Below are 19,814 nucleotides of genomic sequence, written 5' to 3' on the forward strand. Positions count from 1 at the left end.
CAGTGGACTTCGCCTTCGCCACCGCGCCCGGATCGGACCGGCCCAACGAGGACCACGTCGTGGTGTCGGCCGACTGGGCGTTCGTGCTGGACGGCGTCACCCGGCCGCCCGGTCTCGACACCGGCTGCGTACACGGTCCGGCCTGGCTGGTGCGGCAGTTGGGCGACTGCCTGGTGGGCGCGCTGACGGCCGCCCCGGCGGCACCGCTCGACCGGGTCCTGGCCACCGCCATCGACCGGTTGCGGGGCCGCCACGGGGGCCGCTGCGACCTGTCCAACCCGCACAGTCCGTCGTCGACCGTCGCCATGGTCCGGGCCGCGGACGACCAGGTGGACTATCTGGTGCTGTGCGACTCGTCGGTGGTGTTCGAGAACGCGGACGGCCGCACGGTCGTGCACGACGACCGTACCGACACCCTGCCGGCGTACGACCGGCACACGGTGGCCCGGCTGCGCAACCGGCCGGGCGGTTTCTGGGTGGCGTCGACCGATCCGGCGGCGGCGGCCGAGGCGGTGACCGGCCGGGTGGCCCGGTCCGGGCTGCGTCGGCTGCTGCTCTGCACCGACGGCGTCTCCCGGCTGACCGAGTTCTTCGCGCTCGACTGGGCGGAGGTGTTCGGGATCGCCGAGCGGTCCGGCCCCGGCGCCGTCATCGACACCGTCCGCCGCCACGAGACCGGCCGGCCGGAGCTGTTGGCGCGGCCGGGGCGGGGCCCGGTCAAGCAGCACGACGACGCGACGCTCGCCGTGCTGCTTCCCCGCCCCTGAGCCGGCCGTCGGGGCCCCGGGGTGCCGCGCGGTGACGGAATCCCGACGGTGGTCTTGTCCTGCCGGGCGGGCGACTGTTCAATACTGCCGTTCTCGCCCACGCCGGGGACGCATCGCCAGGCGTCACCGCACCGGTTCCACGAACGGGCGGCCGGTTCGACGGAAGGTGCCAGCCGTGATCGAGGAGACGGGCGGTCCGATGTCCTCCGAGGACCTGTACCGGACGGCGGCCATGGACGCCAAGACGTTGCAGGACCGGATCCTCACGGCGGCCGGTCCCGGTGTCGACGTCAGTGACGGCCGCGCGCCGGCCCAGGCCCTCGCCGACGCCCTCCTCGCCGTGGTTCAGGACTACCTGGCGCAGACCTCGAACGAGCACGACGTGGAGCTGTTCCTCGAGGTCAACGGCCGGCCGCCGGAGGATCTCGCCGCCTGGCCGGTGAACATCCTGGCGGGCCTCGTCCTGCGCCGGACCCCGGCCGCCGACCGGCACGCGCTCTGCGAGCGCGCGGTGCAGATCGCGGCCCGGCGGCTCCGGTCGTCCTCCGGCGCCTGACCGACGGGTCGCGCCAAGGAAGCCGCGGGCGGCGGGGAGCCGGTCAGTAGGCTGGCACGGTGACAACCACGTTTGCTGACCTGACCACGATGCGGGTCGGTGGTCCGATCGGTCGCCTGTACGTGCCGGAGACCACCCCCGATCTGCTCGACCTGCTGCGCCGGGCCACCGCCGCCGGGGATCCGCTGCTGGTCATGGGCGGCGGTTCGAACCTGGTGGTGGGCGACGTCGGCTGGGACGGGACGGTCGTCAGGTTGGCGACCTCGGAGTTCCGCGTCGACGGGGAGCTGGTGACCGCGGCCGCCGGCGTCGAGTGGGACCGCCTGGTGGCGGCCACCGTCGACGCGGGGCTCGCCGGCCTGGAGGCGTTGTCCGGCATCCCCGGCCTGGTGGGCGGCACGCCGGTGCAGAACGTCGGCGCGTTCGGCACGGTGACCTCGGACGTGCTCGACTCGCTCTCCGTCTACGACCGGCAGACCGGCGGTCTGGAACGGTGGACGCCGGAGCGCTGCGGCTTCGGCAGCCACCGGCAGTCCGTCTTCAAGCACAGCGACAGGTGGGTCGTGGTGGAGGTGACGTACCGGCTGCGCCGCAGTGACCAGTCGCGGCCGATCGAGTACGTGGACCTGGCGAAGCGGCTGGGCATCGACGTCGGCGGCACCGCCGCGCCGGCGGACGTCCGCGAGGCCGTGCTCGCGCTGCGGCGCAGCCGCGCCATGGTTCTCGACCCGGCGGACCACGACACCTGGAGCGTCGGGTCGTTCTTCATCAACCCGGTCCTCGCCGAGGTGCCGGAGCAGGCCCGGGAGTGCCCCCGCTATCCGGACGTCAAGGGCACCAAGCTGCCGGCGGCCTGGTTGATCGAGCGGGCCGGCTTCCCCCGGGGCTACGGTCACGACTGGGGCAACGGCACGGTGGCGCTGTCCAGCCGGCACGCGCTCGCGGTGACCAACCGGGGTGGCGCCACCACGTCCGAGGTGATGAAGTTCGCGGCGCACATCCGCGCGGGCGTCGAGGCGCGTTTCGGAATCCGGCTGGGTCCCGAATGCGATCTGGTCAACTGTTCCTTCTGATCGGTCTTTCTCGGAGTGTCGGTTAGCCGACAATGTGCCGGCACCGATGTGAAGTGGCCGCGGTGATTGCGGTCGAACTGGTCGAAGGGCTGAACGTCCGGCAATTCGCGACCGGATCGGATGAGCGTCGGGCGACCGTTCCGGTGTCGGCACGCCTCCGACGGGCGACTTCTCCGCAGGCGTCCTCGCCTATGGTGACTGTCGATGAACGAGACCGGTGCGCCCGACCCCGACGACATCCTGCAATTCGCCATCGACGCGTTGGCCGACATCCGTGAGGCGACGCTCCCGCCGGAGAAATGGGAACAGTTCCGCAGTTGTCTGGTGCTGATGAATGAGGCACTGGATCGGCGCGACCTGGTCGCCGTCAACCGGTGCCGGCAACGGATCGAGGCGCTCGAGAATCTGTTGGGCGCCAAGGCGGACCTCGCCAGGGACGTCCGGCAGCCGGTGCCGTTGCGGGGGCAGGCCGATCGGCTGACCGACCGGCTGCGCCGGGAGAAGGGGGACGGGTCGGAACCGGACGGCCGGGGCCGATGAGACTGCACGCGTACGCGCTCAACGCGTACACCTATTTCGACGGCCTCCGGGACACCGGCATCGCGACCCGGATCACCGCCGCCTGCCGCGGCCTCGGCATGCGGGAGCCCGACCGGGTGCCGCTCGTGCACGGCGACGGCCTGCGGGCCCGGCAGTTCCTCACCGCCCCGGGCGACGGCACCCGGCAGGCGCTGCGTTACACCACGGCCCGCCTCGACGCGTTCCTGGTCTGCCTGGCGCCGGTCGACGGCACCGCGGACTGGCGCGACCTCGACCGGACGTGGCGGACGGCGGTGGGCGCGACGGCCGACGAGGACTGCATCGGTCGGGTGCGGCTGTTCTACGCGCTGTACGACGGCGACGGTGACGCCGACCGGCTCGCCGCCGCGGCGGCGGCCGCGCTGCCGGCCGGAGCGGACCTCGGTGGGGCGGAACCGACCGAGCCGGTGCCCGGCACCTGGCTGTGGGAGGTGCCGTCGCCCGACCCGGCTCGCCTGGAACGCGTCCTCGTGCTGCTGGCTCCCACCGCCGGCGAGTCGCTGAGCGACTCCTGGGTGTGGCCGGACGGTGACGCGCGACTCCGGCCGCTGCCCGGCTACCTCTGGGAGATGGCCAAGGTCCGCCACGAGGCCCGCCGGTTCGCGGAGCGCCGCTCGCAGGACCGACAGGCCCGGTTGTACGACCTCGCGTCCCGCGTCGAGGACAGCGAGCGGGCCGACCCCGAACCGACCGAGGCCCGGGAGGAGCGGCTGCGGAAACTCCGGCGGGAGACGGCGTTGGGCGCCGCCGACGAGGCCGACCTACGCATCATGTCCCGGACGGTCACGGCCGAGGAGCACAACGCCCGGCTCTGGTTGCGGGAGTGGGCGGACACGCTCGCGGTGCCGGACCGACCCGCCTGGGTCGAGGGCCTGGCCGGGCCGGTGGCCGCGGACCTGGCGTACGTGGCCTGGCTGCTGACCGAGATCGACGACGCGGCGGACACGGCGCGCAACACGGTGGCCTACGCGGAGCCGATGGCGCAGATCGGCGCCGCCGACCTGGAACGGCGGCTGCGTGCCCTCGCCGAACGCAACGAGTTCCTGACCGCGCTGCACACGTCGGTCCTCGCCGCCGTCGGTCTGCTGCTGGCCGCGTCCCAGTCGCTCAGCTACGACTGGCCGATGTACGCGTCGCTGCGGGCGCCGTTCATCGTCTCGGTGGCGGCCGGCGGGCTGTTCCTCCTGCTCGCCGCGGCGCTCCGGTCGACCCGCCGGCGCTGGGTCGGCCTGGCCGCCGCCGGCTTCGCCGCCTCGGTGACCTGGTTCGTGGTGACCTGGCTGGTCCGGTGGCAGACCGCGCATCCGCCCGCCGCACCGCTCACCCGCGGCTGGTCGGCCGCCGCCGCGGCGGTGGCGCTCGCCGGCTGGCTGGTCCGCCGGGCGATCCGGTCCCGACGTGAACTGCGATGACCCATCCCGACCGTGTGCGACGACGACCGCAGGAGGATCCGTGACCGTGATGAGCGCCGAGCGCCTCGAGGAACTCTGCCTTGCCCTGCGCCGGGGCGAGATCACCTGCGACGACGACCTGGTGGCCGCCATCGAGGCCGACGTGGTGGCGTACGGCCGTGACCCGCGTACCCAGGTGCCGCCCGACGACGTCGCCGAGCTGTTGCCGCTGATGGGCTGGCTGATGTACGAGGCGACCTGGTCGGCGCTGGAGCGGATTCCGAACCGGCGGGGGAGCGACGGCGACCGGGACAGGAATCACGAGTGGATCCTGCGGATCGCGAACGCCGCCCTCGACCTGCCGTGGCCGGAGTACGCCCCGCGGTCGTTGGGCGCGTTGCGGTCGTTGGCGCTCGCCGAGTCGAAGGAGGACACGCAGGCGTCCTACGACCGCGCGCAGGCCTTTCACCAGAAGGCACGCAACCGGCACGCCAGTTGTCTCTCCTACCACCGGGATCCGAAGAACGTCCCCTCCCCGTTCGCCGGGTTCGAGCTGCACTACGACGAGATGCTGCTCCAGTTGGTGCTGGCGGAGACCGGGACCGCGTGCCGGATCGCCGAGCGGGTGATCGACAGGTGGGCGGAGGAGTTCGCGGCCGAGGGTGACGACGCGGACCGCCAGCGCCGCGAGGAACGCGTACAGATGATCTTCAGTGATCTGGCGGAGGGCGCGACCCGGGGCGAGGAGGCGCTCACGGCGGCCGAGCGCGTCGCGGAGCACGGCTTCGTCGACAGGCCGACGAAGGAGCGGCTGGCGCTGCCCACCAGCTTCGTCAACCCGGGCATCATGACCGCCCGGGCCATCCTGCTGATGCTGGGGTTGTCTCCGGAGATGCAGCGGCTCGGCTACTTCCCGCTCGGCGACGACGATTCCTGGGACGACAGTCGGAAGGCCCTGGCGGCCCGCTTCGACCACGCCTACTCCAAGATCGAGAAGCCGATCCTGACCAGCGGGGGCGAGCCGCAGGAGCTGCGGCACGGCCTCCGGCTCGCCGTGGTGCAGATCCGGTTGGCCGCCGGGCTGCTGATGCCGGGCCACCGGCTACCCAGCACGCTGTCCTTCGCGCCGTGCCTCGCGCACGAGGTCCTCGACGACGACGCCGTGGAAGCCATGTCCGCCTGGTTGACGGAGCCGGTCACCGACGCGAAGGGCCACGAGGCGCAGCGCAGCCACCTGCGCGGGTTCGGCGGCGCGGTCATGCCCAACTTCTTCGACGGCGTCGAGGAGTGCCGCGTCGCGTTCGGCGGCCGGCCCGGCTACCGCGCGTGGCGCGCACGCTGGTTCATCCTCGACAAGTACGCCAACGAGCCGGGCCGGGCCGGGCGGGTGTCGGCCGTGCTGGGCCGGCCGGTGAACCGGACCCGCCCTATCTGACGTAGGCGCTGAACAGCGCCCAGTTCGCCACCGGCTCGCCCAACCGCAGGTAGTGCAGTTGGGCGAGCCGGAGCGCGTGGTCGAGGCGGATCCCGGACCGCCGGAGGAGCCCCACGAGATGGGCGCCCATCCGGCTGGCCGGGAGTTTCGCCACCTCCTCGATCGCGGCCGCGACGGACCGCCCACCTCCGGCCAGCACCGCCACCACGAGGCCGACCGGCTCGATGTCCGCCACGTTGGTCACCGCGCCGACCTGACAGGACACCATCAGCGTCGACGCCGGCCAGCGCAGGGCCAACGCGTACGCGGCGGACAACTGGGCGTCGGTGTCGGTCTCCTCCGGGAGGATCAGGTGCTGCCCGAGGCCGTGACCTTTCCCGTGCGCCTTGACGTGGAGCAGTCCACACTGGGTTCCCTGCCGGAGGGCCACGCTGATACGCGGGGACGCGTTCGCGGTGGGCCGCTGTCCGTCCAAGGGGCAGACGCTCAGCGGGACGTCCCCCTTGTTCAGGTTCCAGGCTTCCCGTTCCAGTCTGTCCGACGGGCCGTCGTGGGCCAGCGGCACCAGCCGGACCAGCGCCGGGCCGGTGACCACCGGGGGCGGCGAGCCGGACAGGCAGGTCAGCACCGGGGTGTGGGTGAGCACGGCCCGGCGCACCAGCCGGGTGCCGCCGCTGTCGAGCACCAGCGCCGCCCAGGGCACCAGGCACAGCTCCTGGTGCGCCGAGATCACCAGCTCCAGCGGGTCCCCGGCCACCGCGTCGAGCCGGCCGCGCAGCTCGGCGGGGAGCAGGTCGAGGGCCAGCCGGTGCCAGTCCGGGTCACCCAGGTCGAGGTCGATCGGCGCCTCCGGGTCCCGGGCCCGTCGACCGGCGACGTAGGCGGCGAGCTGCGCACCCGGGGTGAACCGTTCGAAGAAGACACCGTCGCCCGGGGTGATCAGCGCGCGGAACCAGTTCGTCCCCGTGGCGAGGCTGTCCGGCAGGGCGGCGAAGTCGAGCGCGTACCTGTCGTCCAACGCGCGGCGCAGGGTGGTCAGGTCCGTCGGGGTGGGCAGCGTCATCTCCGCGAAGATCGGGTTCACCCGCTTCTCGATCCGCCGGTGCAGGGTGTCGATCTCCCGGTTCTGCTCCTCCCGCTGAGCCTGCACCGCACGCGCGTCCGCCCGGTGGTCGAGGGGATCGACCCGTTCGGCCTTGAGCACGTCGTCGATCAGGCCCTGAAGCTGGTTGGGCAGCAACGACACCTCGGCCCGCATCTGCGCGGCCAGCCCGGTCTGCTTGGCCGCCAGGCACATGCGCAGTCCCAGCTCGGCGGCGGCCGGACCGGGCAGGGCCGCGGCCAGCAGCGCGATGTCGCCGTAGACCCGGCGGAACGCCGTCGACAACGGGGTACGGGCCCGGGAGATCACCCCCCACCGGCTCCGGATCCCCTCGGCGACCGTCAGCGCCCGCCCCGCGAGCCCGACCGCGCGATCGTTCCCGTGCCCGGTCAGCGCGAGCAGCTCGGCGAGCGTGAGCGCCAGCGACAACTCGTAGACGTCGTGCTGGGGGTCGGCGATCCGGAACTCCTCCAGATGCGCCAGCGCCGCGGTCATCCGGGTGACGGCCTCGTCGGTGTCGCCGGTGGCCTGGTCGGCCAGCGCCAGGATGAAGCCGTAGCGGTGCCGGGTCGAGTAGGAGCTGGCCTCGGTCGACTCCCAGTAGGTCTGGGCCAGCTCGCCGAGCGCGCTGTGCACCTCGGCGGCCTGGCCCAGCTCCAGCAGGCAGGCGCCGGTCTCGAAGTCGACGTCGCCGGCGCACGGCTCCGCGCCGCTGGCGAAGAAGAACTCGCGGTCCAGGGCTGCCGCCAGGGCCAGCGCGTCCGCGGGCCGCCCCGACGCCCGGAGGCTGCGGATCAGCCGGTAGGTCACGGTGACCTCGGTCCACCTGTCGCGCACCGGCCCGTCGGCCGGACGGATCTCGGCGAGCGCCGTCCCGTACAGCTCCTCGACGGCGGGCGTCGCGTCCAGCGGATGACCCAGGTAGGCGCAGAACCGCAGGATGGTGGCCGCGTTCGCGTTGCCGTCGCTGCGGAAGGACCAGTCGTGGTCGACCTGTCCCGTCCATTCACGGCGGGTGGTCGCCTCGACCAGGTACCGCTCGACCGCGATCCGGAGCAACGCCTCCTCGTTGTCGAACACCCGGGCCTTGTGGTCGTCCTTGCGCACGATGACCAACGCCTGCTCGGCGTCGTGGGCGAGCCGCAGCATGGTGTCGCGGGCCAGGGCGCGGCGTACCGCGTCGGCGAGGGCCTGGGTCACGTCGGGACACTCCACTTCCGGTGGTCGCGATGACGTCGGCAGCGCGGCCCGCAGCTCGGACAGGCAAGCATGCCGGCGAGGGCGCGCAGGGCCGCCGCGTCGGGCGTGGCGACCAGGTGGACGTACGGCAGGCTGCCCACCAGCGCCGGCGCGTACGGGGTGAACCCGGGATCGCCGGCCTTCGGGTGTCCCCAGATCACCGCGTGGGCCAGCCGGGACAGTCGGCTGACCTGGGCCACCAGGGGCGTCGGGTCGGCCAGCTCCCACCCGTCGGAGACGATCACCAGGTGCGCCGAGCGCACGACGCGGTGGCCGCCCCACACCCGGCCGAAGGCGGTGACGGCGCTCCCGAGCCGGGTGCCGGCGTCCCAGTCCGTGCGGCGGGCGGCCAGCGCGCGCAGCGCCGCCTGCGGATCGCGGGACCGCAGCTCCCGGGTGATCCGGTCGAGTCGGGTGCCGATGGTGAACACCTCGGTGGTCAGCGGTGCGGCGGCGACCGCCGCGTACCCGAACCGCAGCAGCAGAGCGCGGTACGCCCGCATCGAGTAGCTGAGGTCGAGCAGCAGGACCAGGCGACGTCGCGCGTGGAGACGACGGCGGTACCACAGCCGGGTCGGCTCACCCGCGGTCCGCATCATCGTCCGCGCGGTGCGGGACACGTCGACGTGCCGCCGCCCGCCGGAGGCACGTCGCATCGTGCGGCGCAGCGGAACCGCCGTGGTGAACGCCGCGACGAAGGACGCCAGTTCGGCGCGGTCGGCGGCGCTCAACGTCCACGGTGGGGCGGTCGCCAGCCGCTCGCCGGAGCCGGCCCGGGACCGGGCCGATCCCGGGTCGGCGGTGTCGTCCCGACCCGGCTCCTCGACCGTCGCCGGGCGGACCCGCACGGGGCCGGGCAGCGCGGAGTCGCCCGGCCCGGTGGACGCGGCCGGCCCGAACCAGGCGGCGAACGCGGCGTCGAAGACGGGCAGGTCCTCGCGGCGCGAGCACAACGTCAACCGGGTCGCCCAGTAGACGGCGTCCCGGTCGAGCCGCTCGTACGCGCCGAGCGCGCGCATCGCGGTGGTCACCCGCGCCACCTCGACGCGGAGCCCGTCGGCGCGGAGCCGACCGGCGAACCCGACCAGGTCGCGGACCGGGTCGTCGTCCGACGTCACGGGGCCTCCGCGCGCAGGACGTCGCGGACGGTCTCCTGGTCCTCGCGCTGCTTGACCAGCACCCCGAGCGCGTCGTCGGCGGCCTCGGCGACGGTGCGCCGGCCGAGCGCCGCGGCGGCCCGGGCGAAGGCGATCGACTCGGCGACCCCGGGCGGTCGCACCAGCGACAGTTGCCGCAGCTTGGCCATGGCGGCCGCGATCTGCACCGCCAACGGCGTGTCCGCCACCTCCGGCACGTTGCGCCGGATGATCTCCGCCTCGTCCTCCTCGGTCGGATGGTCGACCCAGTGGTAGACGCACCGCCGTTTGAGGGCGCCGTGCACCTCCCGGGTGCCGTTGGAGGTGAGGACCACGAACGGAGGCTCGTCGATCGTGATGGTCTGGTAGTCGGGAATGGTGAGCGTCTCGCCTTCGAGGACCTCCAGCAGGAATGCTTCGAACTCGTCGTCGGCCCGGTCGATCTCGTCGACGAGCAACACCGACGGACGTTGCTGCACGGCCCGCAGAATGGGCCGGGGGATCAGGAATTCCTTGCGGTAGATCGACTCGCCGTCCGGGGTGCCGCGCAGATGCAGCAGTTGGCGGGTGAAGTCCCACTCGTAGAGCGCCTGGGACCGGTCGATGCCGCTGTGGCACTGCAACCGGATCGGTGTGACGCCGAGCAGTTCGGCGATCTTCCTGGCCAGCACCGTCTTTCCCACGCCCGGGTCGCCTTCGAGGAACAGCGGCAGCTTGAGTCTCATCGCGAGGAAGACCGCCGCGGCGAGTCCGGGATCGGCCAGGTAGTTCAACCTCGCGAGTTCCTCCGCGATCCGTTCCGGGGTGGAGAAGGAAGCGTTCGGCATCGGTCGAGATTCGGCCCGGGGCCGTACGCCTGTCGATCCTATGAACGGGTGAGCCGCCGTTACCGGTCGACCGAGCGGGCGCGCCACGACACGTGCCGACCGGCCCGCCGGGCGGTCCTTCCGAGCGATTCCGCAGGTGTCGCGAATGCGGTGGAGCCGGCCGGGCGACGTGCGGTCGGATCCGTGTTGACCGGCCACGATGCACGGTCCGACGCCGGGAGCGCCAGCGACCGACGAACGTCGTTGTCGTCTAGAGTGCGAGGCGCGGTCGCGACTTCTCGGCCCGTCCGCGACGAGTTCCGCGAAGGAGAAACATGGTCAGTTTCGACGCTGTCGCCCTTCCGACTTGCGAGCCGAAATTCCGTCCGCGGGCGACAGCCGAGCAGATCCTCGCCTGGATCTCGTCGCCGCCGATGCGGGCGCTGGTCGAGGAGTACGGCGACGCCCTGCCGTCGGCCGGCGTGGGCGAGCTGCTGGAGTGGCTGGACGCGTTCTCCGACCGGCACTGGGACTTCCGCAAGCGGGGCAACGTCGAGCGCGACCAGGTGACCGCGCCGACGTTCGAGCCGGCCCGGGCGGCGCTCGTGCTCGCCGCGGCGACCGCCCTGCGTCTCGTCGAGCCGGTCGACCCGCCCCGGGCGGCGTACGACCACCTGCTCGTCCTGGGTGGTCTCGGGCGGGCCTGCCTGCAACGCACCGAACACGCTGCCCGGCTCGTCCGCGACGGTGTCGTCTCCGTCGGCGAGGTGGCGGCGCTGGGCAGCTTCCGACCGCTCACCGAGCCGGAGACCACACTGCCCGGCCTGGCCGACGGTCGGTTCGAGATGGACGCGATGGACGTCGGCGCGCGCCACGCGTTCGGGCTCACCGAGCCGGCGCGCGACGAGTCCTCCGAGGGGGCCGTGACGCACCGGTCCTGGCGGGTGCGCACCTACCGCCCCGCCGGCGGCCCGCCGGTGCAGGTGCTCGCCGCACCGTCCAGCGAGCCCGAGCTGCGTCGCGCCAACACCCCCGACACGTACGACTTCTGGGCCCGGCGCTCCCGCCTCCGCCCGTCGGACCGGATCCTCGTCGTCACCTCGCCGATCTACGTGCCGTTCCAGCACAGCGACGCGATCCGCATGCTGGCGGCGCGCTACGGCTGCGGAATCGACACGGTCGGGTTCGATCCGGCGCGGGCCACCGTGCCGCTCGCGCCGGACGCCACCAACCCCGACCGCTACCTCCAGGAGATCCGGTCGGGGATCCTGTCGATGCAGCGGCTGCACCGGGCGCTGGCCGGGAGTCTGGCCGCGTGACGGCGACGGTCTTCGCCGCGGTCCCGTTGCCCACCACCGGGCCGCCGGCGGGCCGGGCGGACGGGTCCGGCGTCGGCTCCGGTCCACCGGACCGGGCCGGGATCGCCGAGGGGATCGCCTCCTGGGTGGACTCACCGGCCATGGCCGCGCTGCTGGCCGAGTTCGGTGGTGGACCGCGGCCGGTCGGTCCGCTCGGCGACCGGCTGGACGCGCTGGAGGAGTTCTCCGCCCGGTGGGACCACCGCAAGGGGCGGCTGGAGCGGCACCAGGTGGTGGGGGAGAGCTTCGCCGCCGACACCGACGCGCGCATCCGGTCGGCGGCGAGGTCGTTGGGCCTGGCCGGCCGGGTGACGCCGCGGGGCCGGTCGTTCGACCACGTCCTGGTGCTCGGTGGTGGCGTCCGCACCATGATGGCCCGCGCGCATCTGGCCGCCACGATCCTGCGCCGGGGGGTCCGCGCCGGCTCGGTCGCGGGGCTGGGCAGCCTGCGGCCGATTCCGGAGCAGAACGTGGTCGCCGCGGGGCTCGGGCTGGGCGCCGTCGCGACCGAGGGCGACGCGGTCGACGAGGCGCTGCGGCACGCCTTCGGCGCGGCGCCCGCCACCGAGCGGCGCTCCGGCACGACCGGGGCCGGCCAGCCCTGGTGGGTCCGGTCCCACCGGGACGTGGACCCGCCGGTGCACGTGCTGGCCGCACCGTCGACCCGGCCGGGCGAGCGGGCCAACACGGCGGACACGTTGGTCGGCTGGGCGGAACTGGTGCGGCCGGCGTCGGTCGGCGTGCGGCTGCTGGTGGTCACGACCGACATCTTCGTGCCGTTCCAGCACTGTGACGCGGTCCGGCTGCTGGGCCTGCGGTACGGCTGCGCGGTGGAGACGGTGGGCTTCGACAGCGGCGACGATCCCTGGGTCCCGCCGCCGGCGACCTCCGCGATCCTTCAGGAGGTCCGGTCCGCCATCCGGTCCATGCGGGTGTTGTACCAGGCGGTCGCCTGAGCGGTCAGCCCCGGTCCAGCGGGACGACCTCCGTCGGGTCGTCGGCCGGCTCCCGGGGCGCGGGTGGTGGCGGCGCGGTGACCGGCGGGGCGCTCCCGGCCCGCTGTTTGTCCGGTGTCCAGGCGAACGCGAGCGCGCCGCCGACCAGCGCCAGCAGCATGCCGATGACGAACCCGCCGAGGTTCGAGGTGAGCCAGGAGACCAGCCCGAGCAGCAGCGACAGCAGCGCGTAGAAGACGCGTTGCTGCGGGGTGGCGACCAGCAGCGCCCCGCAGAGCACGAGGACCGCCGGGACCAGGTAGGCGGCCAGTCCCTGCGGCCCGACGTGCAGCAGCACCCCGAGCGGCGCGCGCAGCGTCACCAGCATCTCGATGCCGCCGAGCGCGATGAGCAGGCCGGCGGTGAACGGGCGGGCCCGCCGCCAGCGGCGCCAGCGCCCGCCGGGGCGGGCGGCCGGCGCCGCGTGCTGTCCGACGGTCATCGTCAGCACCCGTCGGAGCTGAAGCCCATGTGCAGGTTGGGCAGCGTGAAGACCGCGGCGGTGGTGGCGTAGTTGTTCTGCCGCAGGTTGGTGATCGTCACCGAGTCGGCCTGCTGGGCGAAGACGCCGGGGTTGCCCTTCACGCCGGGGACCTGGTCGACGGTGCTGGCGTCCTGCCCGACGTTGATGTTGCGGAACGAGGCGTTGCCGGCGACCTCGTCGCCGTCGACGACGAGCGTGCGGGCGGAGACCGGCTTGCCGGAGCCGCCCGCGGTGATCCGCAGGTTGATTCCGCCCAGGCTGATGCTCTGGCAGAGGTTGGTCAGTTCGGCCTTGTCGATGGCCGACACGATCACCACCACCTGGCCGCCGGTGTCGCCCTGGTTGGGGCTGTCCGGGATCATCTGGTCGAGCGTGGCGAACTGCTCGAAGCCGGTGCCTTCGAGTTTGTCGGCGGTGACGGTGAACGGCATGCCGGAGATGGCGAACTGCGCGCCGAGCACACCCTGCGCGGTCAGCACGACCATGCCGGCGGCGCCGGCCGCGACGGCGCCGAGCGTGACGGCGAAGCGGCGCCAGCGTACGCCGCTGCTCGGCTGGCCGGGCTCGATCGGTGCGGTCTGCTCCGACATGGCGGCTTCCTTTCGAGATCAATTCATTTGCGACGATGTGAATTGGCTTCGCAGGATTTCGCGCCAGGGGCGCAGGCCGAAGTTACCGCTGAGTAAAGTGGCGGTCAACAGAGAGTTCGCCGGCATGTGCCAAATGCGGCCAAAGTGAAAAACCGCAGCGGTTTCTCACCGGATCGTCAGTCGGCCGCACACGGCGCGGTCGTGCTCGGGCCGTCGTCCGGGCCGGCGTGCCGGGTGGCCCGGCGCGCGCCCTCGGGCCCGAGGAACGGCGCGGTGGCCGCGTACGTGAGCACCGGCAGCAGCAGCGGCAGCTCCTCGGCCCGTCCCTGCGCCACCCGGGCGCGGATGGTGGCGTGGATGCCGCCGACCACGGTGGACACCAGCACGTCCCGGTCCACCCCGGCGACCGCCGGCCCCGGTCCGGCGTCGGCGAAGAACCGGCGGAAGCTGTGCAGCAGCGCGTCGCGTTCCCGGCGGGCGTCCGGGCCGGCGGCGTCCACCTCGACCAGCGCCATCCGGGCGAAGGCGGGCACGCTGGCCAGCACGTCGAGCAGGGTGCGCAGCGCGGCCCGGGCGGCGTCCGGCCAGGCCGGCCCGGCGTCGGCGTAGGCGGTCTCCATGAGTTGCGAGACCACCGCGATGCCGTGCCGGTAGGTGGCGAGGAACGCGTCCTGCTTGCCGCTGAACAGGGCGTAGAAGGCCGGCCGGGTGACGCCTGCGGCATGGCAGATGTCGGTGACCCGGGCGTTGTCGTACCCCCGGGTGGCGACCTCGCGGACCAGCCCGTCGAAGAGGCGGTCGCGCTGGGTCGCGGCCACCTCCTCGGCCGGTACCCGCCGGGGCCCGCGCTTGATGGCGCGGTCCGGATCGCGGCCGTGTCGGGCACCCGGCAGCGGTGCCGGCGGCGGCGGGCTCTGCATGGTCAAGATATCGCCCTTCCGTGATGCGTTGACTTTACGACCCTCTGAGGTTTATAACTTTCGACACGCTCAGTTCACAGCCCGTCACCATTGGTGATCACCACGGAAGGGCTCGAACGGCGTCATTATCGCCGTCCGGCTCCACCACCACCCCCGTCCCACCGCCGGAAGGAACCACCATGCCCAGGTACGGACGCATCGGCGCGGGCCTCGCCGCCCTGGCGCTGCTGACCGGTCTGGTCGGCGCCACCCCCGCCACCGCCGCCCCCTCCACCTCGCTGGCCAGCGCCGTGCTGACCTACCCCACCGCGGCCGGCACCGCCGTGTCGGTAAACGACGTCATCCAGGCCAGCCTGAAGACCGGCACCAACGCGACGTTCTACTCCTCGGCCAGCGGCACCACCGGGGTCAAGTGCGCCGCGTCCACGTTCAGCGCCAAGGTGCTGACCAACCCGACCGCTCCCGGCACCGCCACCGAGAGCCTCACCGCGCAGTCGTTCACGAGCTGCACCAGCAACATCATCGGCACCACCGGCGTGCAGAGCGTGACCGTCAACAACCTGCCGTACACCACGTCGGTCACCAGCGGCGGCGTGGTCACCATCTCCGGCACCGCGACCGCGCCGATCCAGAGCACGGTGGTGCTGAACTCGCTGCTCGGCCCGATCACCTGCGTCTACCGGACCAGCACCAACAAGCTGACCGGCGTGGCGGCCAACGCCACCAACTCGATCGCGTTCACCAACCAGACCCTGACCAAGTTCTCCGGCACGTCGCTCTGCTTCAGCACCGCGTACTTCACCGCGACGTACTCGCCGGTGCGCGACACCAGCAAGACCGGCAGCCCGGCGGTCTTCGTCAACTGACCACCCGGCCCACGGGCCGGTGCGCGGCGGTTCGCCGTGCACCGGCCCCCCGCCGTGCCGACCTGATCGGGTACGTGGTGTCAGGTGGGCGGGGTCGCCGCGCGACACAGTGACAGTTGTCCCGGCCCCGGCGCGGTGGCAGCGTGCGGGAACCAGACCCGCCGCTGAAGGGTGCGCGATGACCGACGACCTGCTGGCCCGGCACCGGGCCGTGCTCCCGTCCTGGATGCCGCTCTACTACGCGGAACCACTCGAACTGGTCGCCGGCTCCGGCCGCCGGGTGACCGACTCGGCCGGCCGCAGCTACCTGGACTTCTTCGGCGGCGTGCTGACCAACATGATCGGCTACGACATCCCGGAGATCCGCGAGGCGGTGGAGCGGCAACTGCGCACCGGCCTGGTGCACAGCTCCACGCTCTACCTGATCCGGCAGCAGGTCGACCTGGCCGAGAAGATCGCCCGGCTCTCCGGCATCCCGGACGCCCGCGTCTTCTTCACCAACTCCGGCACCGAGGCGAACGAGGCGGCGCTGCTGGTCGCCACCAACCACCGCCGCTCGCACCAGATCCTCGCGGTGCGCAACAGCTACCACGGCCGGTCGTACGCGACCATGGGCGTCACCGGCAACCGCGGCTGGACGGCCAGCGCGCTCAACCCGTTGCAGGTGGCCTGGCTGCACTCCGGTGAGCGGCTGCGCGGCCTGCTGGCCCGGCTCGACGCCGCCGACCGGGTGGACGCCGCGGTCGAGGACCTGCGCGAGGTGCTCGCCACCCAGACCGCCGGCGACGTGGCCTGCCTGATCGCCGAGCCGATCCAGGGCGTCGGCGGCTTCACTTACGCCCCGGACGGGCTGTTCGCGGCCTGGAAGAAGGTGCTCGACGAGCACGGCATCCTGCTCGTCAGCGACGAGGTGCAGACCGGCTGGGGGCGCACCGGCGAGCACTTCTGGGGCTACCAGGCGCACGGCGTCACGCCGGACCTGCTCACCTTCGCCAAGGGCATCGGCAACGGCTTCGCGCTGGCCGGCGTGGTGGGCCGGGCCGAGGTGCTGGAGACGGTGCCGGCGATCAGCTTCTCCACGTTCGGCGGCAACCCGGTCTCCACCGCCGCCGGCAACGCGGTGCTCGACTACCTGCTCGACCACGACCTCCAGGCCAACGCCGCCCGGGTCGGCGCGATCCTCGCCGACGGCCTGCGGGCCGCCACCGCCGGCCTGGACCGGGTCGCCGAGGTCCGCGGCAAGGGCCTCATGCTGGCCGTCGAGTTCGTCCGCCCCGGCACCGTCGAGCCGGACCCGGAGCTGACCACCCGGGTCTTCGAGGCGTGCCGGGCCGGCGGTCTGCTGGTCGGCAAGGGCGGCCTGTACGGCAACGTGGTGCGGATGGGCCCGCCGCTGACGCTGACCGAGGACGAGGCCCGCGAGGGCCTGGCCGTCCTGGTCGACGCGATCCGGACCTGCGTGGCGGTGGCGGCATGACCGTGATCGGGCACTACGTCGACGGCAAGCGGACCACCGGGGACTCCGAGCGGCGCGGGGACGTCTTCGACCCGGCCACCGGCCGGCGTACCGGTCGGGTGGCGCTCGCCGGGACCGCCGACGTGGCCGGCGCGGTGCAGGCCGCCGAGCGCGCGGCCCGCGGTTGGCGGGACGCCTCCCTGGCCCGGCGCACGGCGGTGCTGTTCGCCGTCCGGGAGCTGGTGCACGCCCGCCGGGACCGGCTCGCCGAGGCGATCACCGCCGAGCACGGCAAGGTCCTGGCGGACGCCGCCGGCGAGGTCCAGCGCGGCCTGGAGGTGATCGAGTACGCCTGCGGCATCGCCCCGGCGCTGCGCGGCGGGTTCAGCGAGAACGTCTCCACCGAGGTCGACTCGTACAGCCTGCGGCAGCCGCTGGGCGTGGTCGCGGTGATCTCCCCGTTCAACTTCCCGGTGATGGTGCCGCTCTGGTTCGTGCCGGTGGCGATCGCCTGCGGCAACGCGGTGGTGCTCAAGCCCAGCGAGAAGGACCCGAGCGCGGCGTTGCTGCTGGCCGAGTGGTTCACCGAGGCGGGTCTGCCCGACGGGGTGTTCAACGTGGTCAACGGCGACAAGGAGGCGGTCGACGCACTGCTCGACCACCCCGGCGTCCGGGCCGTGTCGTTCGTCGGCTCCACCCCGGTGGCCCGGTACGTGCACCAGCGCGGCGCGCTGTCCGGCAAGCGGGTGCAGGCGCTGGGCGGGGCGAAGAACCACATGGTGGTGCTTCCCGACGCCGACCTGGACCTGGCCGCCGACGCCGCGGTCAACGCCGGTTTCGGCTCGGCGGGGGAGCGGTGCATGGCGATCTCCGCGCTGGTCGCGGTGGAGCCGGTGGCCGACGCGCTGGTGGCCCGCATCGCCGCGCGGATGGGCCGGCTGCGCACCGGGGACGGCCGGCGCGGCTGTGACATGGGGCCGCTGGTCACCGCCGCGCACGCGGAGCGGGTCCGCAGCTACGTGGAGTCCGGGATCGCGGCCGGCGCGGTGCCGGTGGTGGACGGGCGGGACGTCACCCCGGACGGCGAACCCGGCGGCTTCTGGCTCGGCCCGACGCTGTTCGACCACGTCACGCCGGAGATGTCGATCTACACCGACGAGATCTTCGGCCCGGTGCTGGGCGTGCTGCGGGTCGGCTCGTACGACGAGGCGGTGGAACTGGTCAACGCCAGCCCGTACGGCAACGGCACCGCGATCTTCACCAACGACGGCGGCGCGGCCCGGCGCTACCAGCACGAGGTGGAGGCCGGCATGGTCGGCATCAACGTGCCGATCCCGGTGCCGATGGCGTACTACTCCTTCGGCGGCTGGAAGGCGTCGCTCTTCGGCGACCTGCACGCGCACGGCGCCGACGGGGTGGCGTTCTTCACCCGGGGCAAGGTGGTCACCAGCCGCTGGCTCGACCCGCGCCACGGCGGGGTCAACCTCGGCTTCCCCACCCAGACCTGAGCAGCCGCAGCAGCCCCGCCCCGGCCAGGTACGCGACAAGCGCCGGGACGGGCAGGCCGAGCGGCTCCGGCGCGGCCTTCGGCGCGAGGCTGTTCAGCAGCAGGCCGGCGACCAGCCCGGCGTACCCGATGACGGCGAGCGTGGTGCGCAGCCGCCGGCCGCCGTCGCCGGCCGGCCCGGTCGGGGGTGGGCGGCGGGTGCGGGCCTCGACCGGGCCGAAGACGGCGACCAGCGCGGCCAGCACCACGGTCAGGGCGAGCAGCCACGGCACCCGCCAGCCCCACCAGGCCGCCGAGCCGACCGGGGGAGTGGGCAGCACGCCGAGCGCGGCCAGCAGGCCGATCAGCAGGATCGCGGCGGTCAGGTGCCACAGGAAGACGGTGAGCACCACCGCGTTGACCGCGATCACCGCCTGCCACCGGCCGGGCCGCCGCAGCCAACGGCCGGCCGGGCGGCGCAGCAGCACGATCAGCCCGAGCTGGGCGGTGGCGGCGGCGAGCAGCGCCAGACTCGGCGGCGCGGCGTTGTCCAGCCGTTCGCCGGGCACGTGCAGCATCGCCACCGGGTACGGCCCGACCACGGTCAGCAGCACCAGCGCGACCAACCCGACCGCCAGCAGCGTGCCGCCGGCCCGGCGGCCCAGTGGCAGCCGGCGACGGCGCAGACCGGCCCGTTCGGCGGCGGCGCCCGGGTCGGGGTCGGCGGGCGCGGCCGTGCGGTCCGGGCCCGGGGCGGCAGTTCCGGCGGGGTGGGCCGCCGACCGGCTCGCGTCGAACCAGGCGAAACCGAGCTGGTGCACGGCCAGCCAGGCGAACAGGTAGTTGCCGTCGGCCAGGACCGCCGGGCCGAGAAGCCGACCGAGGTCGCCGAGCGCGACGAGCGCGACCAGCACCACCGGCACGGCCAGCCCGAACCGGCGGTGCAACGCGGTCATCGGCGGGGTCAGCGCCACCACCACGAAGTAGGCGACCAGGAACCAGAGCGGGATGGTCGCGAACCAGACCACGGTCCGGACCTGCGCCGGGTCGGCGCCGCGCGCCGAGGCGACCGCCGCGCCGGCGACCAGCACCAGCAGCAGCGTGGTGGTCGGCCGGACCAGCCGGGCGCTGCGGTCGACCAGCCAGCCGGTCGCGGTCCCGCCCCGGCCGCGGCGGGCGGCCAGCGAGGCGGCGTTGGCGTAGCCACCGACCAGGAAGAACACCGGCATCACCTGGGCCAGCCAGGTCAGCGGCCAGGCCCAGGGCAGGTCGGCCAGCGCCGAGTGACCGGCCGGGCGGCCGTGGTCGTACCCGATCGCGGTCACGCCCCAGTGGCCGAGCACGACCATCGTGATGGCCAGCGCCCGGAGCAGGTCGACGTAGCGCTCCCGCTCCGGCGGCGTGCGCTCGGCGAGCTGCCGCAGGCGGCGCATGGACCCAGGCTATGCCAGTCGGCTCCGGCCGGGACGGATAACGGATCGGTCATGAGGTCTTGTGGTCCGCGTCGCGTCGGCGTAGAAATTCTTCAACGAAAATGTGCCCCGTGAAGAGAAGCGACGGAGTCACCGAGGAGAT

The 19,814-nt window shown here is 73.4% G+C and carries 18 protein-coding genes; 11 read left to right on the top strand and 7 right to left on the bottom strand.

What is annotated here, in order from left to right:
* The first annotated feature begins 2 nt into the window (after window positions 1-2).
* The 6 genes from TPA0908_RS15985 (at window position 3) to TPA0908_RS16010 (ending at window position 5,801) form a co-directional block, all read left to right on the top strand.
* The gene (locus TPA0908_RS15985) at window positions 3-767 is read left to right on the top strand and encodes a protein phosphatase 2C domain-containing protein (RefSeq protein WP_281938748.1); all 765 of its coding nucleotides are present in this window, start codon (window positions 3-5) and stop codon (window positions 765-767) included.
* Window positions 768-942: 175 nt separating this feature from the next.
* A complete protein-coding gene (locus tag TPA0908_RS15990) occupies window positions 943-1,323 on the top strand; it encodes a hypothetical protein (protein WP_281938750.1) in 381 nt (126 codons plus the stop codon).
* A gap of 59 nt (window positions 1,324-1,382) precedes the next feature.
* Complete coding sequence (locus TPA0908_RS15995) at window positions 1,383-2,396, top strand: UDP-N-acetylmuramate dehydrogenase (protein WP_281938753.1); 1,014 nt, start codon at window positions 1,383-1,385, stop codon at window positions 2,394-2,396.
* Between the two features lie 204 nt (window positions 2,397-2,600).
* Window positions 2,601-2,936 carry a CATRA system-associated protein gene (locus TPA0908_RS16000; protein WP_281938755.1) on the top strand — a complete coding sequence of 112 codons (336 nt, stop codon included), beginning with the start codon at window positions 2,601-2,603 and terminating at the stop codon, window positions 2,934-2,936.
* Window positions 2,933-4,387 (top strand): CATRA conflict system CASPASE/TPR repeat-associated protein, encoded by a 1,455-nt coding sequence (locus TPA0908_RS16005; RefSeq protein ID WP_281938756.1) that lies wholly within the window; start codon window positions 2,933-2,935, stop codon window positions 4,385-4,387. The genes TPA0908_RS16000 and TPA0908_RS16005 overlap by 4 nt, the downstream gene beginning before the upstream one ends.
* A 40-nt stretch (window positions 4,388-4,427) precedes the next feature.
* Window positions 4,428-5,801 carry a hypothetical protein gene (locus TPA0908_RS16010; RefSeq protein ID WP_281938758.1) on the top strand — a complete coding sequence of 458 codons (1,374 nt, stop codon included), beginning with the start codon at window positions 4,428-4,430 and terminating at the stop codon, window positions 5,799-5,801.
* Here TPA0908_RS16010 and TPA0908_RS16015 read toward each other — a convergent pair.
* From TPA0908_RS16015 to TPA0908_RS16025, 3 genes are read right to left on the bottom strand one after another with little or no spacing between them, the layout of a single operon-like run.
* Window positions 5,794-8,103: a CHAT domain-containing protein gene (locus TPA0908_RS16015; protein WP_281938760.1), complete on the bottom strand. Its 2,310-nt coding sequence runs from the start codon at window positions 8,101-8,103 to the stop codon at window positions 5,794-5,796. The genes TPA0908_RS16010 and TPA0908_RS16015 overlap by 8 nt on opposite strands.
* The gene (locus TPA0908_RS16020; RefSeq protein ID WP_281938762.1) at window positions 8,100-9,260 is read right to left on the bottom strand and encodes a VWA domain-containing protein; all 1,161 of its coding nucleotides are present in this window, start codon (window positions 9,258-9,260) and stop codon (window positions 8,100-8,102) included. The genes TPA0908_RS16015 and TPA0908_RS16020 overlap by 4 nt, the downstream gene beginning before the upstream one ends.
* Window positions 9,257-10,105, bottom strand: a complete 849-nt coding sequence (locus tag TPA0908_RS16025) for an AAA family ATPase (RefSeq protein ID WP_281938764.1) — start codon at window positions 10,103-10,105, stop codon at window positions 9,257-9,259. Before TPA0908_RS16025 ends, TPA0908_RS16020 begins: the two co-directional genes overlap by 4 nt.
* 413 nt (window positions 10,106-10,518) lie before the next feature.
* On the opposite strand from TPA0908_RS16025, the gene TPA0908_RS16030 reads away from it, so the two are divergent.
* Together TPA0908_RS16030 and TPA0908_RS16035 are read left to right on the top strand one after the other, a co-directional pair.
* Window positions 10,519-11,403 (top strand): hypothetical protein, encoded by an 885-nt coding sequence (locus tag TPA0908_RS16030; RefSeq protein ID WP_281938766.1) that lies wholly within the window; start codon window positions 10,519-10,521, stop codon window positions 11,401-11,403.
* Complete coding sequence (locus TPA0908_RS16035) at window positions 11,400-12,398, top strand: hypothetical protein (RefSeq protein WP_281938768.1); 999 nt, start codon at window positions 11,400-11,402, stop codon at window positions 12,396-12,398. Before TPA0908_RS16030 ends, TPA0908_RS16035 begins: the two co-directional genes overlap by 4 nt.
* 4 nt (window positions 12,399-12,402) lie before the next feature.
* Here TPA0908_RS16035 and TPA0908_RS16040 read toward each other — a convergent pair whose 3' ends face one another.
* The 3 genes from TPA0908_RS16040 to TPA0908_RS16050 form a co-directional block, all read right to left on the bottom strand.
* Window positions 12,403-12,879, bottom strand: coding sequence for a DUF6114 domain-containing protein (locus TPA0908_RS16040; RefSeq protein ID WP_281938770.1), 477 nt, complete (start codon window positions 12,877-12,879; stop codon window positions 12,403-12,405).
* A 2-nt stretch (window positions 12,880-12,881) separates the two neighbouring features.
* Window positions 12,882-13,511, bottom strand: coding sequence for a DUF6230 family protein (locus TPA0908_RS16045; RefSeq protein ID WP_107156882.1), 630 nt, complete (start codon window positions 13,509-13,511; stop codon window positions 12,882-12,884).
* A gap of 176 nt (window positions 13,512-13,687) precedes the next feature.
* Window positions 13,688-14,431 carry a TetR/AcrR family transcriptional regulator gene (locus tag TPA0908_RS16050; protein ID WP_281939322.1) on the bottom strand — a complete coding sequence of 248 codons (744 nt, stop codon included), beginning with the start codon at window positions 14,429-14,431 and terminating at the stop codon, window positions 13,688-13,690.
* Window positions 14,432-14,610: 179 nt separating this feature from the next.
* Between TPA0908_RS16050 and TPA0908_RS16055 the strand changes: the two genes are divergently transcribed.
* From TPA0908_RS16055 to TPA0908_RS16065, 3 genes are all read left to right on the top strand, one after another.
* Window positions 14,611-15,297 carry a Tat pathway signal sequence domain protein gene (locus TPA0908_RS16055; RefSeq protein WP_281938772.1) on the top strand — a complete coding sequence of 229 codons (687 nt, stop codon included), beginning with the start codon at window positions 14,611-14,613 and terminating at the stop codon, window positions 15,295-15,297.
* A 178-nt stretch (window positions 15,298-15,475) separates the two neighbouring features.
* Complete coding sequence (locus TPA0908_RS16060; RefSeq protein WP_281938774.1) at window positions 15,476-16,774, top strand: aspartate aminotransferase family protein; 1,299 nt, start codon at window positions 15,476-15,478, stop codon at window positions 16,772-16,774.
* A complete protein-coding gene (locus TPA0908_RS16065; protein ID WP_281938776.1) occupies window positions 16,771-18,261 on the top strand; it encodes a CoA-acylating methylmalonate-semialdehyde dehydrogenase in 1,491 nt (496 codons plus the stop codon). Before TPA0908_RS16060 ends, TPA0908_RS16065 begins: the two co-directional genes overlap by 4 nt.
* Here the strand turns inward: TPA0908_RS16065 and TPA0908_RS16070 are convergent.
* Window positions 18,233-19,672, bottom strand: a complete 1,440-nt coding sequence (locus TPA0908_RS16070) for an acyltransferase family protein (RefSeq protein WP_281938778.1) — start codon at window positions 19,670-19,672, stop codon at window positions 18,233-18,235. The two genes, TPA0908_RS16065 and TPA0908_RS16070, sit on opposite strands and share 29 nt — an antisense overlap.
* Window positions 19,673-19,814: the final 142 nt, after the last annotated feature.

Origin of the sequence: Micromonospora sp. AKA38 (genome assembly GCF_027925725.1) — a bacterium.
GTDB lineage: Bacteria > Actinomycetota > Actinomycetes > Mycobacteriales > Micromonosporaceae > Micromonospora.